Genomic DNA, 20532 nt, shown 5'->3' on the forward strand with positions numbered 1-20532 from the left:
CGCCGTCTCCCGTGCCCGCCCCGTGGGCTGACCGCGAGCGTCCGCCGTCGGTACCCGCGGCTGACCGCCGACCGTTGGCTCCCGTCCCCGCCGTCCTCCGCGCCCGCCCCGTGGGCTGACCGCGAGCGTCCGCCGTCGGTACCCGCGGCTGACCGCCGACCGTTGGCTCCCGTCCCCGCCGTCCCCCGCGCCCGCCCCGTGGGCTGACCGCGAGCGTCCGCCGTCGGTACCCGCGGCTGACCGCCGACCGTCGGCTCCCGTCCCCGCAGTCTCCCGCGCCCGCCCCGTGGGCTGACCGCGAGCGTCCGCCGTCGGTACCCGCGGCTGACCGCCGACCGTTGGCTCCCGTCCCCGCCGTCTCCCGTGCCCCGCCCCGTCGGCTGACCGTCGGCCCCCGCTTCAGCCGTCCTCCAGGTCCCGCCCGGCCCCCCGCCCCGTCAGCTGAACCGCCCACCCCCAGTGATGCCCCGTCGCTGACCGCCACACGGGTGCGTTTCGGCAGGTTGGTGAGGCTTGGGGAGGCGCATCGGGAAAGGGGTGCCTAGGGTCGATTGGTGTGGCTCACACCTTCGACGAACTCGTGCAGAAGCAGCGCGCGGCCGACGCGGCCCACGCCACGGTCGAGGACCTGCGGGACGCCTACGGCCCGCCGGCCGAGCGGCGGATGACCGGCGCCCAGTCGGGCACGTACGAGACCGCGCTGCGTGCCTGGCGGGACCTGGACCGGGACGTACAGACCGCGCTGAGCGAGTTCGCGAAGGAGACGGGCCGGCCGCGCCCCGAGGTGGAGGCCGAGGTGGCCCGCGCGGCGGCGGAGCCCGAGGACGCATGAACCGAGCCGGCCGCCGCGCCGAGCGGCTCGTCGACGCAGCCGACGCCCGACTGCCCGTCCTCGACGGCGGGCCGCTGCTGCGCAAGGCGTTCCCCGACCACTGGTCCTTCCTGCTCGGCGAACTCGCCCTGTACAGCCTGCTGGTGCTGATCGTGACCGGGGTCTGGCTCACCCTGTTCTTCCAGCCGGAGATGCGCGAGGTCGTCTACAGCGGCCCGTATGTGCCGCTGCAGGGAGTGCGCATGTCGGCCGCCTTCGACTCCACCCTGTACATCAGCTTCGACGTACGCGGCGGACTGCTGATGCGGCAGACCCACCACTGGGCCGCGCTGGTCTTCGTCGCCGCGATCGGCGCGCACCTGCTGCGGATCTTCTTCACCGGCGCCTTCCGCCGGCCGCGCGAGCTGAACTGGGTGATCGGCGTGACCCTGTTCGCGGTCTCGCTGGCCGAGGGCTTCGCCGGCTACTCCCTCCCCGACGACCTGCTCTCCGGCACCGGACTGCGCATCGCGCAGGGCATCATGCTGTCCCTCCCGGTCGTCGGCACCTACGTGGCGTTCTTCGCCTTCGGCGGCCAGTACCCGGCCCACGACATCATCACCCGCCTGTATCCGGTGCACATCCTGCTGCTTCCGGGTGCCCTCCTCGCGCTGGTCGCCGTGCACCTGATGCTGGTGGTGTACCTCAAGCACACCCAGTGGCGCGGACCCGGCCACACCCAGCGCAACGCCGTCGGCAAGCCGTTCTTCCCGCAGTTCACCGGCTCCTCCGGCGGCCTGGCCGTCATCGTCGCCGGCGTACTGGTGCTGATGGCGGGCATCGCCCAGGTCAACCCGGTCTGGAACTACGGCCCCTACCGCCCCGACCAGGTCTCCACCGCCTCCCAGCCGGACTGGTACGTCGGCTTTCTGGAGGGCGCGCTGCGCCTGGTCCCGCCCTGGGAGACCAATGTCGCGGGACACACCCTCATGTGGAACGTCCTGCTTCCCGCGGTCGTCCTGCCCGGCCTGCTGTTCACCGCCCTGTACGCCTATCCGTTCGTGGAGCAGCGGCTGACGGGGGAGTGGTGGGCCGAGCGGCACCTGTGCGACCGGCCCCGCGAGCGACCGGTGCGCACCGGCCTCGGCGTCGCGGGCACGGTGTGGTACGGCGTGCTGCTGCTGGCCGGCGGCAACGACGTCATCGCCCAGACCTTCCACGTCTCCGTCAACGCCATCACCTGGGTGCTGCGCGTCGCCTTCGTCGTGGCGCCCATCCTCGCCTTCCTGGTCACCCGGTGGCTGTGCCGGGCCCTGACGGCGGCCGAGAACGAGCGGCTGGCCGAGGGCGTGCCCACGGGCGAGATCCGGCAGAGCGTCACCGGCGGCTACGAGACCGCTCACGAGCCCGTGGAGACGTTCCGGCCCGGCGCCCCGCGCAGACCCCTCACCGGTGCCCGTACTGGTACACCATCCCGAACACCCCCCGCGCCAGAACGCCCAGACCGATGAGGAACAGCCACAGGCCGAAGACCACGCCGGTCGCCGACAGCGCGAAACCCAGGGCGGTGACGATCGGCCACAGGCTCTCGTCGGGGAAGAACGCCACCGGCCCGGCCGCGTCCGCCACCTCCGCCTCGGTGCGGTCCTGGGCCCGGGTGCCCCGGCGCCGGTACTGGATCAGGCAGAAGAACGCGACCAGCGCGGCCATCCCGCAGGCCACGACCAGCACCGCGGTGCCCGTCTCGTCCTGCGACCACACCCCGTACAGCGCCGCGGATCCGCCGAAGAACACCGCGACCCCGCCGAACAGCATCGCCTCCGCCTTCATCGCGCCAGCTCCTCTCCGGCCGGGCTCTCGATCTCCGGGTGGTGCAGGTCGAAGGCGGGGGATTCGGAGCGGATCCGGGGCAGCGCCACGAAGTTGTGCCGCGGCGGCGGACAGGAGGTCGCCCACTCCAGGCCGCGCCCCCAGCCCCACGGGTCGTCCAGGGTGACCTTCTCGCCCTTGGTGGCGGTGCGCCACACGTTGTAGAGGAACGGCAGGGTGGAGACACCCAGCAGGAACGCGCCCGCCGACGACAGGGAGTTGAGCAGGGTGAAGCCGTCCTCGGGCAGATAGTCCGCGTACCGGCGGGGCATGCCGGCCTCGCCGAGCCAGTGCTGCACCAGGAAGGTCAGCTGGAACGCCGGGAACAGCAGCCAGAAGTGCACCTTCCCGAGCCGCTCGTCCAGCATCTTGCCGGTGAACTTCGGCCACCAGAAGTAGAAGCCGGCGAACATCGCGAACACCACCGTGCCGAACAGCACATAGTGCAGGTGCGCCACGATGAAGTAGGTGTCGGTCAGATGGAAGTCCAGCGGCGGCGAGGCGATCAGCACCCCGCTCAGCCCGCCCAGCAGGAACGACACCAGAAAGCCCATCGACCACAGCATCGGCGTCTCGAACGACACCGAGCCGTGCCACATCGTGCCGATCCACGCGAAGAACTTGATGCCCGTGGGCACCGCGATCAGGAACGACATGATGGAGAAGAACGGCAGCAGCACCGCTCCGGTGGCGAACATGTGGTGCGCCCACACCACCGCCGACAGCATGGTGATCGCGATCGTGGCACCGATCATCGGCAGATAGCCGAACAGCGGTTTGCGGGAGAACACCGGAATGATCTCCGAGATGATCCCGAAGAACGGCAGCGCCACGATGTAGACCTCGGGATGCCCGAAGAACCAGAACAGGTGCTGCCACAACAGCGCGCCCCCGTTCGCCGCGTCGAAGACGTGCGCCCCGAACTTGCGGTCCGCCTCCAGCACCAGCAGCGCCGCCGTGAGCACCGGGAACGCGGGCAGGACCAGGATCGAGGTGAACAGCACGTTCCAGGTGAAGATCGGCATTCGGAACATCGTCAGGCCCGGCGCGCGCAGGCACAGGATCGTGGCGATGAAGTTCACCGCGGTGAGCGTCGTCGACACACCCGCGACCACCAGCCCCATGGCCCACAGGTCGCCGCCCGCACCGGGGGAGAAGTAGGCGCTGTTCAGGGGCGCGTAGGCGAACCAGCCGAACGGCGCCGCCCCGCCGGGCACCAGAAAGCCGGAGACCACCATCAGGCCGCCGAACAGGTACATCCAGTACGACAGCGCGTTCAGCCGTGGGAAGGCCAGGTCGGGCGCGCCGATCTGCAGCGGCATCACGGCGTTGGCGAACCCGGCGAACATCGGGGTCGCGAACAGCAGCATCATGATCGTGCCGTGGACCGTGAAGAACTGGTTGTAGCCGTGCTCGCTCAGGAACTGCAGACCCGGCCGCGCCAGTTCCGCGCGCATCCCGAGGGCGAGCAGCCCCGCGAGCAGGAAGAAACAGAACGCCGTGACCATGTAGAGCCGGCCGATCACCTTGTGGTCGGCGGTGGAGACCCAGCGCAGCAGGGTCCGGCCGGGACGTGGGGCGGGTGCCGTGTAGCGCGCCACGACCTCGTGGGTGTCCGACATTTCCGGTAGTTCCGTCATCGCGGGTGACGCTACTCCCCGTGACCTGCGGCCTCCCGTGCGCCACGCCCTCGCGGCCGGGGTCGTATCCGCCGCTCGGCCGGGTACCCGAGCGCCATGAACTCCGCCATGTACACAGCCGCCACGACCGCCACCGGCGCCCGGGTGTTCGGGTACGTCCTCATCCTGCTCGCCGGGGTTGTCTGTGTCGCCGGACTGCTCTGGGCCTTCCGGCTCGGATTCCAGGTGCGCGGGCGCGAACCGGCCCCGCCGCGGCCCGAGGAGCAGCCCCGCATGCCGCCGTCCGGACCGGTCCACGAGGCCCGTGAGATGCGCGAACCCGACGAGGTGCCCCGGGCCGCGGACGACAGCGAGCGGCTCACCCCCTACCAGATCGGCAATGTCCGCTCCCGGCGCGCCGACGACCAGCGCCGACCGCGCTGGTCGCCCGGTTCCAGCGGATCCTTCGGCGGCGGAGGCGGCGGCCGGACCTGAGCCGGCGCGGCGTTTGCGGACGCGGTCCGGCGGGGACCCGGTCACGCACAGGTCGCACACGGACTGCCGCGCGGGGCCGGCGCACCGGTCCCGCCCGGCGTACGACGCAGAAGGAAGATGGACGACGTGACCGCGCCCGCGCACCCCAGTGACAAACCCGCACTGCCCTACGCCGAGACCGGCTGGGCGAAGGCTCGCCGGCACCGCGACCGGGGAGCACGGACCTGTCTTCCGGCCGTCCTGGACCGCCGCCGCCCGCAGCGGCAGGACGCGGCCGGCACGGACGACAACATCGTGCGGGGCGAGGACTGAGCCAGTCGTAAGGCTTCGTCGACAGCAGGGCCATACCGTCGTAACAATCCAGTCATACAGGCAAAGGTCCGATCCGGACGATCGCCGTTAGTGTGTGCCGAATGAAGGCTCTGGTGCTTTCCGGCGGCTCCGGCACGCGGCTGCGGCCGATCACCCACACCTCGGCGAAACAACTGGTACCGGTGGCGAACAAGCCCGTGCTGTTCCATGGCCTGGAATCCATCGCCGAAGCCGGGAGCACCGAGGTCGGGATCGTCGTCGGGGACACCGCGGCGGAGATCGAGGAAGCCGTCGGCGACGGCTCGAAGTTCGGCCCGGACGTCACCTGCATACCCCAGGAACGCCCCCTCGGCCTCGCGCACGCGGTCCTGATCGCCCGGGACTTCCTCGGCGACGACGACTTCGTGATGTACCTGGGCGACAACTTCGTCGTCGGCGGGATCAGCTCGCTGGTCGAGGAGTTCCACCAGAACCGGCCCGACGCCCAGATCCTGCTCACGCGCGTCACCGACCCGCGCGCCTTCGGAGTCGCCGAACTCGACGCGTCCGGCCAGGTGGTGGGGCTCGAGGAGAAGCCCGAGCACCCCGAGAGCGACCTCGCCCTGGTCGGCGTCTACCTCTTCGGCCCGGCCGTCCACGGGGCTGTACGCGCGGTGAAACCGTCCCGGCGGGGCGAGCTGGAGATCACCCACGCCCTCCAGCACCTCATCGACACGGGCGCCGACGTGCGGTCGACCGTGATCGGCGGCTACTGGAAGGACACCGGGAACGTCGGCGACATGCTGGAGGTCAACCGTTCCGTCCTGGAACGCCTGGAGCGATGCGTCGACGGCGAGGTGGACGACGCCTCCGAGACCGTCGGCCGGGTGGTGATCGAGGAGGGCGCGAAGATCACCAACTCCCGGATCGTCGGCCCGGCCGTCATCGGTGCCGGCACCGTCGTCGGGGACTCCTACATCGGCCCCTACACCTCCGTCGGGGAGAACTGCCGGATCAGCGACAGCGAACTGGAGTTCTCCATCGTGCTGCGGGACTCGTCCATCGCCGGGGTGGGCCGGATCGAGTCCTCGCTGATCGGCCGGCACGTCGAGGTCACCCCGGCGGCCGGCGTACCCAGTGCCCACCGACTCGTCCTCGGAGACCACAGCAAGGTGCAGATCCGTTCATGAACCTCCTCGTCACCGGCGCCGCCGGGTTCATCGGCTCCGCTTACGTCCGCATGCTCCTCGCCGACGAAGCCCCGGACGCGCCGCGCATCACCGTGCTGGACAAGCTCACCTACGCCGGCACGCTCGCCAACCTCCCCTCCGGCCACCCCCGGCTGGACTTCGTGCAGGGTGACATCTGCGACGCCGCCCTCGTCGACAAGCTGACGGCCGAAGCCGACCAGGTCGTGCACTTCGCCGCCGAGTCGCACGTCGACCGGTCGATCGAGGGCGCGGGGGAGTTCGTCCGGACCAACGTCCTCGGCACCCAGACCCTGCTGGACGCGGCCCTCCGGCACGGCACCGGCCGGTTCGTGCACATCTCCACCGACGAGGTCTACGGCTCCATCGACACCGGCGCCTGGCCGGAGGAGCACCCGCTGGCCCCCAACTCGCCGTACTCCGCCTCCAAAGCCTCCTCCGACCTGCTGGCGCTGGCGTACCACCGCACCCACGGCCTGGACGTCCGGGTCACCCGCTGCTCCAACAACTACGGCCCGCACCAGTTCCCCGAGAAGGTCGTCCCGCTCTTCGTCACCAACCTCCTCGACGGCCTGAAGGTCCCGCTCTACGGCGACGGCCGCAACGTCCGCGACTGGCTGCACGTCGACGACCACTGCCGGGGCATCGACCTGGTGCGCACCCAGGGCCGCCCCGGCGAGGTCTACAACATCGGCGGCGGCACCGAGCTGAGCAACAAGGAGCTGACCGGCCTGCTCCTCGACGCGTGCGGCGCCGGCTGGGACCAGGTGGAGTACGTCCCCGACCGCAAGGGCCACGACCTGCGCTACTGCGTCGACTGGAGCAAGGCCCGCGACGAACTCGGCTACCGTCCGCGCCGCGACTTCCGGGCCGGGCTCGCCGAGACCGTCGCCTGGTACCGCGACCACCGCGACTGGTGGGAGCCGCTTCAGCGGCGGAGCGCGCGATGAGATGGCTGGTCACCGGCGCGGGCGGGATGCTCGGCCAGGACACCGTGCACGAACTGCGGGCACGCGGCGAGGACGTCACGGGCCTCGGCCGTGCCGCCCTCGACATCACCGAACCGGCCGCCGTGGAGCGGGCGTTGGCCGAGCACCGGCCGGACGTCGTGGTCAACTGCGCAGCCTGCACGGCCGTGGACGCCGCCGAGACCGACGAGGAGCGCGCGCTGCTCGTCAACGGCGTGGGACCTCGGCTGCTCGCCCGCGCCTGCGCCGCGCGCCGCGCCCGCCTGATCCACATCTCCACGGACCACGTCTTCTCCGGCGAGGCCCGCGCCTCCCCCTACCCCGAGGACCACCCGCCGGCCCCCGCGCACCGCCTACGGCCGCACCAAGCTCGCCGGGAAGCGTGCCGTACTCATCGAACTCCCCGGTGAATCGGCCGTGTTGCGCACCGCCTGGCTGTACGGCGTACACGGTCGGAACTTCGTGCGCACCATGCTGGAGCTGGCGGCCGCCCGCGACACCGTCGACGTCGTCGACGACGCCATCGGCTCCGGCGAGGCCAGCTGGTACGAGCTGGCGCGCGAGGTGTTCCGGCCGGCCGGCGCCGACCCAGACCGGGTGCGCCGTACCGACAGCCGGGCCTTCGTCCGGCCCGCCTTCAGCGTCCTCGGCCATGAAGGGTGGCAGGCGGTCGGTCTGGCACCGCTCGGAGACTGGCGGTCCGCCCTGCACGAAGCACTCCCCACATCCGCGAGGAGATGTCCCAGTGAAACGGCACGAGTTCCTGCGCGAACTCCACCAGGTAAGCGCGAACCGCAACTACCTGGAGATCGGCGTCAACGACGGCCGCAGTCTGACACTGTCCCGGGTGCCCAGCATCGCGATCGACCCCGCGTTCAAGGTGGTCACGGAGATACGCTGCGACGTGCACCTGGCGAAGGCGACGAGCGACGACTTCTTCGCCCGCGAGAACCCCCTCGCGCATCTGCGCGGCGGCCGCCACCCGCTGCGCAACCTCGCCCGGGGCCGCAGCCCGTTCGGCTACTGGCGGCGCACCACCCTGGACCTGTCGTTCATCGACGGCATGCACCTGTTCGAGTACGCGCTGCGCGACTTCATCAACATCGAGAAGCACTCCGACTGGGCCAGCGTGATCGTCTTCGACGACATGCTGCCGCGCAACGTCGACGAGGCCGCCCGCGACCGGCACACCAACGCCTGGACCGGCGACGTCTACAAGCTGATCGACATCCTGGGCCGTTACCGCCCCGACCTGGTGACGGTGCTGGCCGACACCGCGCCCACCGGCCAGTTGCTGGTCTTCGGCGCCGACCCGGAGAACACCGTCCTCAAGGACAAGTACGACGAGATCATCGCGGAGTTCGAGGTACCCGACCCGCAGAAGGTCCCCGAGTCCGTCCTGGAGCGCACCACCGCCGTGCAGCCGGAGGAGTTCCTCGCGGCCGGCTTCTGGAAGGCGCTGGTCGCGGCGCGCAACCGGGGCACCCGGCGTTCCCGCGGCTGGGAGCCGCTGCGCCGCGCACTGGCCCCGTACGCCGTTCAGCCGCTGACGGGCCGGTACGCCGTCAGCCGCTGACCTCGCCCTCGCACCGTCAGCCGCTGAACTCCCCTGAACGCAGCCGCCGGTAGTGGGCGGAGCAGTCCGCGTACGTGGGCAGCAGCCCGGACCGCTCCGCCTCGGCCAGCGAGGGCGCCTCGGCGTCCTTGGGCGACAGCACCGGCTCGATGCCCTCCGGCCAGGCGATGCCCAGCGCCGGATCGAGCGGGTGCACCCCGTGCTCGCGCTTCGGCGCGTACCCGGTCGAGCACAGGTACACCACCGTGGCGTCGTCGGTGAGCGCCATGAAGGCGTGCCCGAGCCCCTCGGCGATGAACACCGCACGCCGGGTGTCCTCGTCCAGCCGTACGGCCTCCCACCGCGCGTAGGTGGGGGAGCCGACGCGGATGTCCACGACCACGTCGAGGACGGCTCCGCGCACACAGGTGACGTACTTGGCCTGGCCGGGCGGCACGTCGGCGAAGTGGATGCCGCGCAGCACGCCCCGCCGGGACACCGAGCAGTTGGCCTGGGCGAGGCCGAGGTCATGGCCGGTGGCCTCGCGGAACTCCGCGCCCCGGTACCACTCGTGGAAGCTTCCCCGGTCGTCCGGGAACACCTGGGGCTCCAGCACCCAGGTGTCACCTATCCCCAGTTGCCGCACGCCGTCATGCCTTCCGTGTCGTCGTGGTCGTCCGCGTTCCCGGCACCCCGCCGAGCAGGCGCCGTGCCCTTCGCAGCAGCCGGCGCAGCATACCGGGCGGCGACGGGCGGACCACCGCCACGGCACCCGGCGCGCGGCCCACCCGCAGCAGCAGGGGCAGCTTCAGGATCCGTCCGCCGGCCAGGCGCAGTTCCGTGCGCCACAGGGCGCCCCGCAGCTCACGCAGCGGCAGATCGGCGGCCAGCAGCGCGTGGACGCCGTCGGCGGGCGTGAGCACGGCCGGCCCGTCGGCCGTCCGGCCCGAGGCACCGGCCAGCCGGACGGTCACCTCCGTGCTGTCGGGCACGTACAGCGGCAGCGCGACGGTCAGTGTCTCGGCGTCGGAGACCGCCGCGTCCGCCGGAGTGAGCCGGTGCAGACCGAGGGACTTCACGGCCCGGTCCACGTCCAGGGACAGGTTGCGGTACTGCTTCGTCCAGTACGGCAGGACGACCCGGCCCGCGACGATCCCGGCCGGCGGCAGCGCGAGCCCCTGCGCGGGGGCCGGGCCGAGCCGGCACTCCTTGGTCCAGCCGCCCAGCCCGACCCGCACGTACAGGTCCCACAGGCCGCCGTCGAGCGGGTCTCCGCCGGCCGCCGTGGCGGGGTCGACGGTGGCCGTGGCGCGCAGCACCAGCCGGGTGCCGCCGTCCTCGGCCGGGATCCGCTCGCGGGTGAGCTCCACCGGCTGGAAGAACGAGGCCGCGCTCGCCCGGTCGCGCACGATCAGATCGACGGTGGCGGCGTCGAAACCGTCCCCGGCGGCCGCGGCCAGCCACGACGCGGCCTCGGCGAGATCGCGGGGCGCGCCGTCCGCCGGGAGCCCGGGGGCGTCCGCGGGGACGGTCAGTGGACCCTGCGCGGTGGTGTACTCGGTGGTGAGGTCGAGGCGCAGGGCGCCGTCCCGCCAGGCGACACCGGCCGGGACGGCGCGGGGCCGTACCCCCGCGTCCCATTCGGCGTAGGCGACCAGGTCGTCGTAGCGGTTCTCGCGGATCAGCGCGGCGACGATCCGCTGGGCGGGGCGCAGCCCGGGTGCGACCCCGGGGCCGAAGCGCTCGACGACGACCGCGTGCATCTGCTCGAGCAGCTCGCGCCGGTAGTCGTCGGGCAGCGCGAGCAGGCGGCGCCCGCTCATCCGCTCGACCATCTCCACCCGCAGCCAGCGGCGCAGCAGCCCGTCGCGCAGCGGGCCCGGCTCGGTGTACCGCTCGACCACGTCGAGGGCCTCGCGGAGGTTCTGGAAGTAGCCGACCGGTTCGAAGCGCTGGAAGCCGGCGTTGGAGGCGTCGTCGCGTGCCACGTGGTAGTAGCAGACGTAGTCGCCGAGCACCGAGACGTTGTCCGCGCGCAGATAGGCCTCGGTGACGAAGACGTGGTCCTCCAGGCGCCGCCGGCCCTCCGGGAAGCGCAGCCCGGTGCGGTCCAGGAAGGAGCGCCGGAGCATCTTGTGCGGGGTGAGGCTGTCGATCAGGGGCGCGTTCTCGACCGTGGCGTGCGGACGGTTGCGGCGGAACAGCTCCACCGGCACCGGCCGGCCCTTCCCGGCCATCTTGCCGACGATCACATCGGCCTTGTGGGCGACCCCGTAGTCGTACATCCGCTCCAGGGCCTCGTCGCCGAGCCGGTCGTCGTTGTCGACGAACATCACGAACTCGCCGCGGGAGGCCTCGATGCCCACGTTGCGGGGCTTGCCGGACCAGCCGGAGTTCTCCTGGTGGATGACGCGCAGGTGCGGATGCTCGGCGGCGAGCGCGTCCAGGCGGGCCGGGGTGGCGTCGGTGGAGCCGTCGTCCACGAAGATCACTTCATAGGCGTCGGAAGGCAGCGACTGGCGCAGCAGCGAGGCGATGCAGTCCTCGATGTACGGCCCCGGGTTGTACACGGGGACGATGACGCTGACCTTGACCGGCATCCGGCTCCAAGCCCCCTCTGTTCGCTCTCCGTTGCCTCGCTGGCACGGGTGGGCGTGGCCGAATGCTAACCCGGCCCCTTGCACGGAGGTGCGGGCACCCCCACGGCAAGGGGCCGGGCCGCGCGGGTCAGGCGTGGGTCTTGGCGAGCAGCTCCAGGATCTCGGCGGTGGTGCCGCTCTCGCCGAGCCGCGGGAAGATCCGCTCCACGCTGTTCGTGTGCGCCTCGGCGTCGCCGTCGGCCATCGCGTCGGTGGCGAGGGTGACGTGGTAGCCGTGGGCGTAGGCGTCGCGGGCGGTGGACTCCACGCCGATGCTGGTGGCGATGCCGGTCAGCACGATCTGGGTGACGCCGCGGCGGCGCAGCTGGACGTCCAGGTCGGTGCCGTGGAAGGCGCTCCAGTTGTGCTTGGTGACGCGGATGTCGCCGGGGTGGCCGGACAGCTCCTCGACGACGACGTCCCAACCCTCGGGGAAGGCGAGGCCGCGCGCCTGGCGCTCGGTGCGGCCGGGGACGGCGTCGGCCCAGTCGGGCGCGAAGGAGACCCGGACCAGGACCACGGGCAGGTTCCGGGACCGGAAGGCCTCGGCCAGTTCGGCCGTGCGGGAGACGACGTCCGAGGCCGCGTGCGGCTGGACGGGCATGCCCACGATGCCGTGCTGCAGGTCGATCGCGACGAGGGCGGTACGGGGGTCGAGCGTGGTGAGCGACATGAGTCGGTCAGGCCTTTCCGGTGGATTGGGGGGTGGTGGTGCCCAGCCGGCCGAGAGACCGGTCCGGCAGGGTCGTCGCCAGCAGCAGGGCGGAGCCGGCGAGCATGAACAGGGCCAGGCTGTGCAGCCCGGCCGTGTCGGCGCGGTGCGGGTAGAACCCCGCGGTGGCGGCGGACGCGCCCAGCGCGCCGAGGTAACTGAAGGTCCGCAGCAGCCCGGCCGCGGAGGCGATCCGCTCCGGATCGGCCTGCCGGTACAGGGCGTTCTGCGTGGCCAGCCCGATCAGTCCCTGCGGGATGCCGAGCAGCATGCCGACCGCGAGCAGCAGCCACAGCGCGCTGTCGGCACGCACGAGGAGCAGCAGGGCGCAGCCCGCGACCTGGAGTGCGGAGCCGGCGATCAGCTTGCCGCGCACCGCCTCCCGGCGTCCGGTGAGCGAGGACACGATCAGCGCGGACACCGACAGCGGCAGCAGCACGAGCCCCGCGGTGGAGGCGCCGAGCCCGCGTCCCTGCTCCAGCCACTGGGTGTAGCCGTACATGAAGGCGTAGGAGGTGGTGTAGGCGAGCAGTTGCCGCAGGTAGGTGGCGAGCTGCGGGCCGTTGCCGCCGAGGACGCGCAGGTCGATGAACGGGTCCGGCACCCGCAGCTCGCGCACGGCGAAACCGGCGGCGGCGACGACCGACAGCACCGGCAGCCACCAGCGGTCGGCGCGCGGTTGCATCAGGAACAGCATCAGCGCGACCAGTAGCAGCGCGAACAGCGCCATGCCGGGCAGGTCCACGGCCCGCCGCCGGGTCACGGACCGGGGCAGCCTCAGGGTGCCGAGCACCAGGCAGACCGCCGAGAGCGGCACGTTGACCGTGAACACGGCGCGCCAGCCGCCGAGGCCGATCAGCAGGCCGCCGAGCGCGGGCCCGACGACGGCCACCGTCTGGTTGGCGACGGCCAGCGCGGCCAGCACCCCGGCCGGGCTGTCCTGCCCGGTGCGCTCGGCCTCGCTGCGGGTCAGCCGCATGGCCGCCGGGTACGCCGCCGACGTCCCGAAGCCCAGCAGGACCCGCGCCGCGATGAGCGCGCCCAGCGAGGGTGCGAGCGCGCCGAGCAGACCGGCCACACCGACCAGGGCCGTGCCGGCGAGATAGAGCCTGCGCGGGCCGTACATGTCCACCAGGCGCCCGATGACCGGCTGTCCGACGGCCGTGGCCAGATAGAGCGCCGAGACCAGCCAGGCGGTCTCGGCGGGCGGGGCCCCGAACGCGACGCCGATCGGCACCAGGGCCACGGCGATCATCGAGGAGTTGATCGGGTTGAGGACCGAACCGAACAGCATCGGCGGGATCAGCCGGCGGTCGAATACGGCGGGGGCGGGGCGGGTGGCCTTCCGGGTGTGTCCGGTGAGCCTCGGTATCACGGCTGCGACAGCCGTTCCATCAGTTCCAGTGCCCTCAGTACGGTCTGCCGTTCCTCCTCCGTATAGCGGTCCTGGAAGGCGCGGGCCAGCCACTCCTCGCGGACCTGGCGGTTGCCCTCGATACGGGCCCGCCCGGCGTCGGTCAGGGTGACCAGCTGGCGCCGGCCGTCCTCGGGGTCTGGGGCGCGCCGGATCAGACCGTGCTGGTCCAGAGCGGCCAGCGTGGTCGCCATCGACTGCGGGCGCACTCCCTCTGCGGCGGCGAGCGCGCTGGCCGTGGCGGCGCCGTGCTTGCCGACCAGCGTGAGCGCCGACTCCTGTGAGGGGCTGAGGTCGGTGTTCTGCGCGACCTCGCGGATACGGCGCCGCAGCCGGCTGAACACCACGCGCAGATCGCGCGCGGCGCGGGCGGCGGAGTCGGAGATGTCAGCCATGCCGCCAGCCTAAGGCCGACAGCTGAAACTGTCCAGTTCAACCTGTCCAGTTCTCTCTGCTCAGTTTTCCTGTTCAGTTTCCCTGTTCAGTTTTGCCTGGCGAATTGTCGGGTACTCGCCGGTCCTCGGACAGCGCAGCACGTCGGTGAACCCAGGGAGCGCAGATGACCCCTCCGGACACGTCCGGCCTGGAGGCCGCTCTGAGTGCCGAAGTGGACGGCGAGGTCCGCTTCGACGCCGGCAGCCGCGGCGCCTACGCCACGGACGGCTCCAACTACCGGCAGGTCCCCCTGGGCCTCGTCGTCCCCCGCACGGTGGAGGCGGGCGCCCGGGCGCTGTCGGTGTGCGCACGCTTCGACGCCCCCGTCCTCTCCCGGGGCGGCGGCACCAGTCTGGCCGGACAGTCGACCAACACCGCCGTGGTGGTCGACTGGAGCAAGTACTGCACCCGGCTGCTCTCCGTCGACCCCGAGCGGCGCACCTGTGTGGTGGAACCCGGGATCGTCCTGGACGAACTGAACCGTCAACTCGCCCGGCACAAGCTCCAGTTCGGGCCGAAGCCCGCCACCCACAGCCACTGCGCGCTCGGCGGGATGATCGGCAACAACTCCTGCGGCGCCTCCGCGCAGGCCTACGGCAAGACCGTCGACAACGTCCGTGGTCTGGAGATCCTCACCTACGACGGACAGCGCACCTGGACCGGACCCACCCCGCCCGACGAACGCGCCCGCATCCTCGCCGCCGGCGGCCGGCTCGCCGAGCTCTACGGCGGCCTCGACCGCATCGCCGGCGAGTACCTCGCCGACATCCGCCGCGGCTACCCCAAGATCCCGCGCCGCGTCTCCGGCTACAACCTGGACTCCCTGCTGCCCGAGAACGGCTTCGACGTGGCCAAGGCGCTCGTCGGCAGCGAGAGCACCCTGGTCACCGTCCTGCGCGCCGAACTCGACCTCGTCCCGGTGCCGCCGTACCAGTCGCTGCTGGTCCTCGGCTACGACGACATCTGCGCCGCCGCCGACGACGTACCCCGCCTGCTGGAGCACTGCTCGCCCAGCCAGCTGGAGGCGCTGGACGACCGCATGGCGCAGCTGATGCGCGAGGAGGGCGCCTACCTCGACTCGCTCGCCATCCTGCCCGAGGGCGCCAGCTGGCTGATGCTGCAGTACAGCGGCGACAGCCAGGCGGACGTGGACGAGCAGGCGCACGCCCTGCTGCGGGCCGTCGGCCGGGACGAGAAGGACCACGGCGTCGCCTTCTCCGACAACCCCGAACGCGAGCAGAAGATGCTCAGGGCCCGCGAGGCCGGACTCGGCGTCACCGCGCGCCCGCCGGACGACCGGGAGACCTGGGAGGGCTGGGAGGACTCCGCCGTACCACCGGAGCGGCTCGGCGACTATCTGCGCGACCTGAAGGGCCTGTTCGACGAGTTCGACTACGACCGTCCGACCCTGTACGGCCACTTCGGGCAAGGCTGCGTCCACACCCGTATCCCCTTCGACCTCAGGACCGCCCACGGCGTGGCCGACTTCCGCGGCTTCGTGGAGCGCGCCGCCGACCTCGTCGTCTCCTACGGCGGCTCGCTGTCCGGCGAGCACGGCGACGGCCAGTCCCGCGGCGAACTGCTCACCCGTATGTTCGGCGAGCGGCTCGTGACCGCCTTCGGCGAGCTGAAGGCCCTCTTCGACCCCCGGGACCGGATGAACCCCGGCAAGATCGTCCGCCCCAACCCCGTCGACGGACAGCTGCGGCTCGGCCCCGGCTGGCGGCCGGCCACCTACCCGACCCACTTCGGCTTCCCCGAGGACGAGCACAACTTCAACCGCGCGGTGCTGCGCTGTGTCGGCATCGGCAACTGCCGCAGCCACTTTGGCGGCGTGATGTGCCCCTCCTACCGGGCCACCATGGAGGAGGAGCACTCCACCCGCGGCCGGGCCCGGCTGCTGTTCGAGATGCTCGGCGGACACGCCGACTCGGCGATCGAGGACGGCTGGCGCTCCACCGCCGTACGCGACGCGCTCGATCTGTGCCTGGCCTGCAAGGGCTGCAAGTCCGACTGCCCGACCGGCGTCGACATGGCCACCCTCAAGGCCGAGTTCCTCGCCCACCACTACGAGGGCCGGACACGCCCCGCCGCGCACTACTCCATGGGCTATCTGCCGGTCTGGGCCCGGCTCTCCCGTATCGCCCCCGCCCTGGTGAACTCCGCGCTGCACGCGCCCGGCCTCGCCCGCGCGGGCAAGCGGCTGGCCGGCGTGGACGGCGCCCGCTCGGCACCGGTGTTCGCCGAGGAGTCCTTCGTCCAGTGGTGGCGGGCCCAGGGACGCGAGCAGCCGGACCCGGCCGACCCGCGCACCGTCGTGCTGTGGCCCGACACCTTCAGCACCTACTTCCACCCCGCGATCGCGAAGTCGGCCGTACGGGTGCTGCAGGACGCGGGCTTCCGGGTCGCCGTCCCCACCGAGCCGGTGTGCTGCGGCCTGACCTGGATCTCCACCGGCCAACTGCCTGTCGCCAAGAAGGTGTTGAACCGCACCCTCCAGGTGCTGCGCCCCTATCTGGAGGCGGGCACCCCCGTCATCGGCCTCGAACCCTCCTGCACGGCCGTCTTCCGCGCCGACGCCCCCGAACTGATGCCCGCCGACCAGGACGTGCGGCGGCTGGCCGGACAGGTCCGCACCCTCGCCGAACAACTCGTCCACCACGCCCCCGAGACCTGGCGGCCACCGCAGCTCGCCCGGCAGGCGACCGTGCAGACCCACTGCCACCAGCACGCCGTCATGAAGTTCGCCGCCGACGAGGAACTGATGCGCCGCGCCCACCTGGACGCCGACATCCTCGACGAGGGCTGCTGCGGGCTCGCCGGCAACTTCGGCTTCGAACGCGGCCACCACGAGGTCTCCATGGCCGTCGCCGAACTGGGCGTCCTGCCCTCCGTGCGCGCCGCCGCACCGGACAGCCTGATCCTCGCCGACGGCTTCAGCTGCCGCACCCAGATCGAGGAGGGCGGCACCGGCCGCCGCGCCCTGCACCTCGCCGAGGCCCTCGCGCTCGCCCTCGACGACAACCTGCCCAGCGACCATCCGGAACGCCGGGCCGAACGCCCGCCCGGGCCCTCGCGCACGGCCCGCTGGGCGACGACGGCGACCGTTGCCGGACTCGCCGCCGGCGGCGTGGTGCTCGGGGCGCGGCGGCGGGCGTGCGGGGGCGAGCCGTGAGCGACCGGCCGACCGTCGACGACGTCGACACCGCCGTCTACACGGCGCCCACCGACGCCCCCGAAGCGGACGGCACCCTCTCCTGGGACAAGACCACCCTCGTCCTGGTCACCGTGCGCTCCGGCAGCGCCACCGGCCTCGGCTACACCTACGCCCCTGCCGCCACCGCCCGCGTCGTCCGCGAACTCCTCGCCGGCACCGTCAGCGGCCTGCCGGCGCTCGACGTGCCGCGCGCCAACGAGCGCATGTGCCGCGCGGTGCGCAACGCCGGACAGCCCGGCGTGGCCGCGCAGGCGATCGCCGCCGTCGACATCGCCCTGTGGGACCTCAAGGCCCGCCTGCTCGAAGTGCCCCTCGTCGACCTGCTCGGCGCCGCCCGCGACGACGTGCCCGTCTACGGCAGCGGCGGCTTCACCACCTACGACGCCGAGCACCAGGACCGCCAACTGCGCGGCTGGGCCGAGGAGGAGGGCATCCCCCGCGTCAAGATCAAGATCGGCGAGTCATGGGGCAGCCGTGAGGGCCGCGACCTCGAACGGGTCGACCGGGCGCGGGCGAGCGTCGGCGACGGGGTCGAGCTGTACGTCGACGCCAACGGCGGCTACACCGGCGGGCAGGCCGCCCGCATCGGCGCCGCCCTCGCGGACCGGGGCGTCAGCTGGTTCGAGGAACCGGTCTCCTCCGACCACCTGACCCTGCTCGCGGACCTGCGCGGCCGCCTCCCGATGGACGTCACCGCCGGCGAGTACGGCTACACCCTGCCGTACTTCGAGCACATGCTGGCCGCCGGGGCCGTCGACTGTCTCCAGGCGGACGTCACCCGGTGCGGCGGCATCACCGTCTGGCTGCGCGTCGCCGCGCTCGCCCACGCACGCGGGATCGAGATCTCCGGCCACTGCGCACCACACGCCCACGCGCATGCCGCCGCGGCCGTGCCCAATCTGCGCCACCTGGAGTGGTTCCACGACCACGTCCGCATCGAGCGGCTCTTCTTCGACGGCGTGCTCGACCCCGGCGGCGGCAGCATCACGCCGGGCGCCGACGGGGCACCCGGACTGGGGCTGACCCTTGTGGAGGAACGGGCCGGGCCCTATCGGACGGAGTGAAGACACTGGATGAAGTCACCGTGTGGGAAAGGAAGATGACCATGCCCTCGACCGTCGTGATCACCGGTGCCAGCGCCGGGATCGGGCGCGCCACCGCCCGGCTGTACGGCCGGAGGGGCGCGAACGTCGTCCTGGTCGCGCGCGGCGAGGGCGGACTGCGGGCGGCGGCGGACGAGGTCGCGGCCCTCGGCGGACGCCCTCTCGTCCAGCCGGCCGACGTGGCGGACCAGGCCCAGGTCGAGGCCGTCGCCGAAGCCGCGGAGAAGGAGTTCGGCCCGGTCGACGTGTGGATCAACTGCGCCTTCGCCACCGTGTTCGCGCCGTTCGACGAGATCACCCCCGAGGAGTTCCGGCGGATCACCGACGTCACCTACCTCGGCTTCGTCAACGGCACCCGCTCGGCCCTCAGGCGCATGCTGCCCCGCGACCGGGGCACGATCGTGCAGGTCGGCTCGGCGCTCGGGGAGCGGTCGATCCCGCTGCAGTCGGCGTACTGCGGCGCCAAGCACGCCATCAACGGCTTCACCTCCGCCCTGCGCACGGAACTGCTGCACCGAGGCAGCCACGTCCATGTCACCGTCGTCCAGCTGCCCGCGGTCAACACCCCCCAGTTCGAATGGGTCCGCTCCCGGCTCTCCCGGCACCCCATGCCGGTGCCGCCGATCTACCAGCCGGAGGTCGCCGCCCGGGGCGTGGTGCACGCGGCCGACCACCCGCGCCGCAAGCAGTACTACGTCGGTGCCAGCACTGTGGCCACCATCTGGGCCAACCGGCTCGCCCCGGCCCCGCTCGACCGCTACCTCGCCCGCACCGGTTTCGACTCCCAGCAGACCGACCGCATCCCGCCCGCCGGACTGGACAACCTCTTCGCACCGGTGGACCAGGACCCCACCGAGGACCAGGGCGCCCACGGCTCGTTCGACGACAGCGCGCACCCCCGTTCCTGGCAGCAGACCCTGGTCCGGCACCCCGCGGCCACGGCCCTCGGCGCGGGCGCCGCGCTCCTCGGCGCCGTACGCGGCCTGCGCCGGCTGACCTCCCGCGCCGCCTAGGCTGACGGCGTGCGCCTGCTGCTCATGTCCGACACCCATCTGCCCAAGCGCGCCAAACGGCTCCCCGAGCCGCTGCTGGCCGAACTCCCGCACGCGGACGTCGTGTTCCACGCGGGCGACTGGGTCGACACCGCCACCCTGGACCTGCTGGAGAGCCGCAGCCGCCGGCTCATCGGGGTCTACGGCAACAACGACGGCCCCGAGCTGCGGGCCCGGCTCCCCGAGGTGGCGTACGCCGAACTGGGCGGCCTGCGCTTCGGTGTCGTCCACGAGACCGGCCCCGCCCAGGGCCGCGAGGCCCGCTGCGCCGCCCGCTTCCCCGACCTCGACGTCCTGGTCTTCGGCCACAGCCACATCCCCTGGGACACCACCGCCCCGACCGGCCTGCGCCTGCTCAACCCCGGCTCGCCGACCGACCGGCGCCGCCAGCCCCACTGCACGTACATGACCGCCGTGCTCGCCGACGGTGCGCTCAGCGAGGTGACCCTGCACCGGTTGCCGCAGCGGTAGGGAGTCGCCCGTCACCGGCGCCGGGCAGTGAGCCTCCGCCGCGCGCGTCGCAGCAGCCTGGCCGTCGCCCATGCCAGTACGGCCACCGCCGCCGCGGCCGCAGCCCGTTTGGCCACCGGCAGACCTGCCGTGCGCAGGAGGTCCAGCGGCTCCGGCTCCGGCTCCTCCCACAGTTGCGGTTGCTCCTCCGCGGCAGGCGTGGGTGCCGGCTCGGACAGGCGGTCCGCCAGGCAGGTCGCGAACTGGCCCACCAGGCGGTCGCCGACCTCCGCCAGCACGCCCCGCCCGAACTGCGCGGGGCGGCCGGTCACGGTGAGGTCGGTCCGCACCGACACCGCCGTGCCGCCGCCGTCGCGTTCGGTCAGCGTGCCGGTGACCGTCGCCCGGGCCGTGCCCTGTCCCCGGGTCTCCCGGCCGCTCGCCGCGAGCACCATCCGGTGTGCCGCCTCGTCCTGCTCCTCGAAGACCGCCGTGCCGCGGTAGGCCACGGTGACCGGGCCGACCTTCACCTTCACCGAGCCGGTCACGGTCTTGCCGTCGTAGTCCTCCACCACCGCGCCCGGCAGACAAGGCGCGACCCGTTCGATGTCGAGGAGTGCGTGCCAGGCGTCGTCGACCGGGACGGGGACGGTGAACTCGTGGTGCAGTTCCATGACAGGCTCCTTCCGGGCTC

At 72.4% G+C, this 20532-nt stretch carries 19 protein-coding genes and 1 pseudogene; 12 read left to right on the forward strand and 8 right to left on the reverse strand.

Features of this window, described 5'->3' with window-relative positions; genetic code table 11:
- Window positions 1–556 precede the first annotated feature (556 nt).
- Window positions 557–832: a hypothetical protein gene (locus tag ACWCQS_RS04225; protein ID WP_388625397.1), complete on the forward strand. Its 276-nt coding sequence runs from the start codon at window positions 557–559 to the stop codon at window positions 830–832.
- Window positions 829–2322 (forward strand): cytochrome bc1 complex cytochrome b subunit, encoded by a 1494-nt coding sequence (qcrB, locus tag ACWCQS_RS04230; protein ID WP_451003026.1) that lies wholly within the window; start codon window positions 829–831, stop codon window positions 2320–2322. Before ACWCQS_RS04225 ends, qcrB begins: the two co-directional genes overlap by 4 nt.
- Here qcrB and ctaF read toward each other — a convergent pair.
- Both ctaF and ctaD read right to left on the reverse strand, forming a co-directional pair.
- Entirely contained in the window at window positions 2258–2641 is a 384-nt protein-coding gene (gene ctaF, locus ACWCQS_RS04235; protein WP_451003027.1) for an aa3-type cytochrome oxidase subunit IV, read from the reverse strand. The two genes, qcrB and ctaF, sit on opposite strands and share 65 nt — an antisense overlap.
- Window positions 2638–4302, reverse strand: coding sequence for an aa3-type cytochrome oxidase subunit I (gene ctaD, locus ACWCQS_RS04240; protein WP_451003499.1), 1665 nt, complete (start codon window positions 4300–4302; stop codon window positions 2638–2640). The genes ctaF and ctaD overlap by 4 nt, the downstream gene beginning before the upstream one ends.
- 126 nt (window positions 4303–4428) lie before the next feature.
- Here ctaD and ACWCQS_RS04245 point away from each other — a divergent pair, with 126 nt between their 5' ends.
- The 6 genes and pseudogenes from ACWCQS_RS04245 to ACWCQS_RS04270 all read left to right on the forward strand — a co-directional run bounded on the left by ACWCQS_RS04245 (window position 4429) and on the right by ACWCQS_RS04270 (window position 8837).
- Window positions 4429–4794: a DUF6479 family protein gene (locus ACWCQS_RS04245; RefSeq protein WP_451003500.1), complete on the forward strand. Its 366-nt coding sequence runs from the start codon at window positions 4429–4431 to the stop codon at window positions 4792–4794.
- 117 nt (window positions 4795–4911) lie between these two features.
- A complete protein-coding gene (locus ACWCQS_RS04250; protein ID WP_451003028.1) occupies window positions 4912–5106 on the forward strand; it encodes a hypothetical protein in 195 nt (64 codons plus the stop codon).
- 101 nt (window positions 5107–5207) lie between these two features.
- On the forward strand, window positions 5208–6275 hold the full coding sequence (locus tag ACWCQS_RS04255; protein ID WP_451003029.1) for a glucose-1-phosphate thymidylyltransferase: 1068 nt from the start codon (window positions 5208–5210) through the stop codon (window positions 6273–6275).
- Window positions 6272–7243: a dTDP-glucose 4,6-dehydratase gene (gene rfbB / locus ACWCQS_RS04260; protein ID WP_451003030.1), complete on the forward strand. Its 972-nt coding sequence runs from the start codon at window positions 6272–6274 to the stop codon at window positions 7241–7243. The genes ACWCQS_RS04255 and rfbB overlap by 4 nt, the downstream gene beginning before the upstream one ends.
- Window positions 7240–8014, forward strand: a pseudogene (locus ACWCQS_RS04265) (SDR family oxidoreductase); the annotation flags it as partial. The gene rfbB and the pseudogene ACWCQS_RS04265, both read left to right, overlap by 4 nt.
- Window positions 8007–8837 carry a class I SAM-dependent methyltransferase gene (locus ACWCQS_RS04270; protein WP_451003031.1) on the forward strand — a complete coding sequence of 277 codons (831 nt, stop codon included), beginning with the start codon at window positions 8007–8009 and terminating at the stop codon, window positions 8835–8837. The pseudogene ACWCQS_RS04265 and the gene ACWCQS_RS04270, both read left to right, overlap by 8 nt.
- Window positions 8838–8853: 16 nt before the next feature.
- Here ACWCQS_RS04270 and rfbC read toward each other — a convergent pair whose 3' ends face one another.
- The 5 genes from rfbC to ACWCQS_RS04295 all read right to left on the reverse strand — a co-directional run bounded on the left by rfbC (window position 8854) and on the right by ACWCQS_RS04295 (window position 13976).
- Complete coding sequence (gene rfbC, locus ACWCQS_RS04275) at window positions 8854–9462, reverse strand: dTDP-4-dehydrorhamnose 3,5-epimerase (RefSeq protein WP_451003032.1); 609 nt, start codon at window positions 9460–9462, stop codon at window positions 8854–8856.
- Between the two features lie 4 nt (window positions 9463–9466).
- Window positions 9467–11416 (reverse strand): glycosyltransferase family 2 protein, encoded by a 1950-nt coding sequence (locus ACWCQS_RS04280; protein ID WP_451003033.1) that lies wholly within the window; start codon window positions 11414–11416, stop codon window positions 9467–9469.
- 127 nt (window positions 11417–11543) lie between these two features.
- Window positions 11544–12128 (reverse strand): hydrolase, encoded by a 585-nt coding sequence (locus tag ACWCQS_RS04285; protein ID WP_451003034.1) that lies wholly within the window; start codon window positions 12126–12128, stop codon window positions 11544–11546.
- A 7-nt stretch (window positions 12129–12135) separates the two neighbouring features.
- Window positions 12136–13542 carry an MFS transporter gene (locus ACWCQS_RS04290; protein ID WP_451003035.1) on the reverse strand — a complete coding sequence of 469 codons (1407 nt, stop codon included), beginning with the start codon at window positions 13540–13542 and terminating at the stop codon, window positions 12136–12138.
- Complete coding sequence (locus ACWCQS_RS04295) at window positions 13539–13976, reverse strand: MarR family winged helix-turn-helix transcriptional regulator (protein ID WP_451003036.1); 438 nt, start codon at window positions 13974–13976, stop codon at window positions 13539–13541. The genes ACWCQS_RS04290 and ACWCQS_RS04295 overlap by 4 nt, the downstream gene beginning before the upstream one ends.
- A 164-nt stretch (window positions 13977–14140) precedes the next feature.
- Here ACWCQS_RS04295 and ACWCQS_RS04300 point away from each other — a divergent pair, with 164 nt between their 5' ends.
- The 4 genes from ACWCQS_RS04300 to ACWCQS_RS04315 are packed head-to-tail and all read left to right on the forward strand — an operon-like array spanning window position 14141 to window position 19859.
- Complete coding sequence (locus ACWCQS_RS04300; protein WP_451003037.1) at window positions 14141–17191, forward strand: FAD-binding and (Fe-S)-binding domain-containing protein; 3051 nt, start codon at window positions 14141–14143, stop codon at window positions 17189–17191.
- On the forward strand, window positions 17188–18297 hold the full coding sequence (locus ACWCQS_RS04305) for an enolase C-terminal domain-like protein (RefSeq protein ID WP_451003038.1): 1110 nt from the start codon (window positions 17188–17190) through the stop codon (window positions 18295–18297). The genes ACWCQS_RS04300 and ACWCQS_RS04305 overlap by 4 nt, the downstream gene beginning before the upstream one ends.
- Window positions 18298–18338: 41 nt before the next feature.
- Complete coding sequence (locus ACWCQS_RS04310) at window positions 18339–19349, forward strand: SDR family oxidoreductase (protein ID WP_451003039.1); 1011 nt, start codon at window positions 18339–18341, stop codon at window positions 19347–19349.
- Between the two features lie 9 nt (window positions 19350–19358).
- Window positions 19359–19859: a metallophosphoesterase family protein gene (locus ACWCQS_RS04315; protein WP_451003040.1), complete on the forward strand. Its 501-nt coding sequence runs from the start codon at window positions 19359–19361 to the stop codon at window positions 19857–19859.
- Window positions 19860–19870: 11 nt separating this feature from the next.
- Here ACWCQS_RS04315 and ACWCQS_RS04320 read toward each other — a convergent pair whose 3' ends face one another.
- Window positions 19871–20512 (reverse strand): SRPBCC family protein, encoded by a 642-nt coding sequence (locus ACWCQS_RS04320; RefSeq protein WP_451003041.1) that lies wholly within the window; start codon window positions 20510–20512, stop codon window positions 19871–19873.
- Window positions 20513–20532 lie beyond the last annotated feature (20 nt).

Source organism: Streptomyces sp. NPDC002076, from assembly GCF_053593835.1.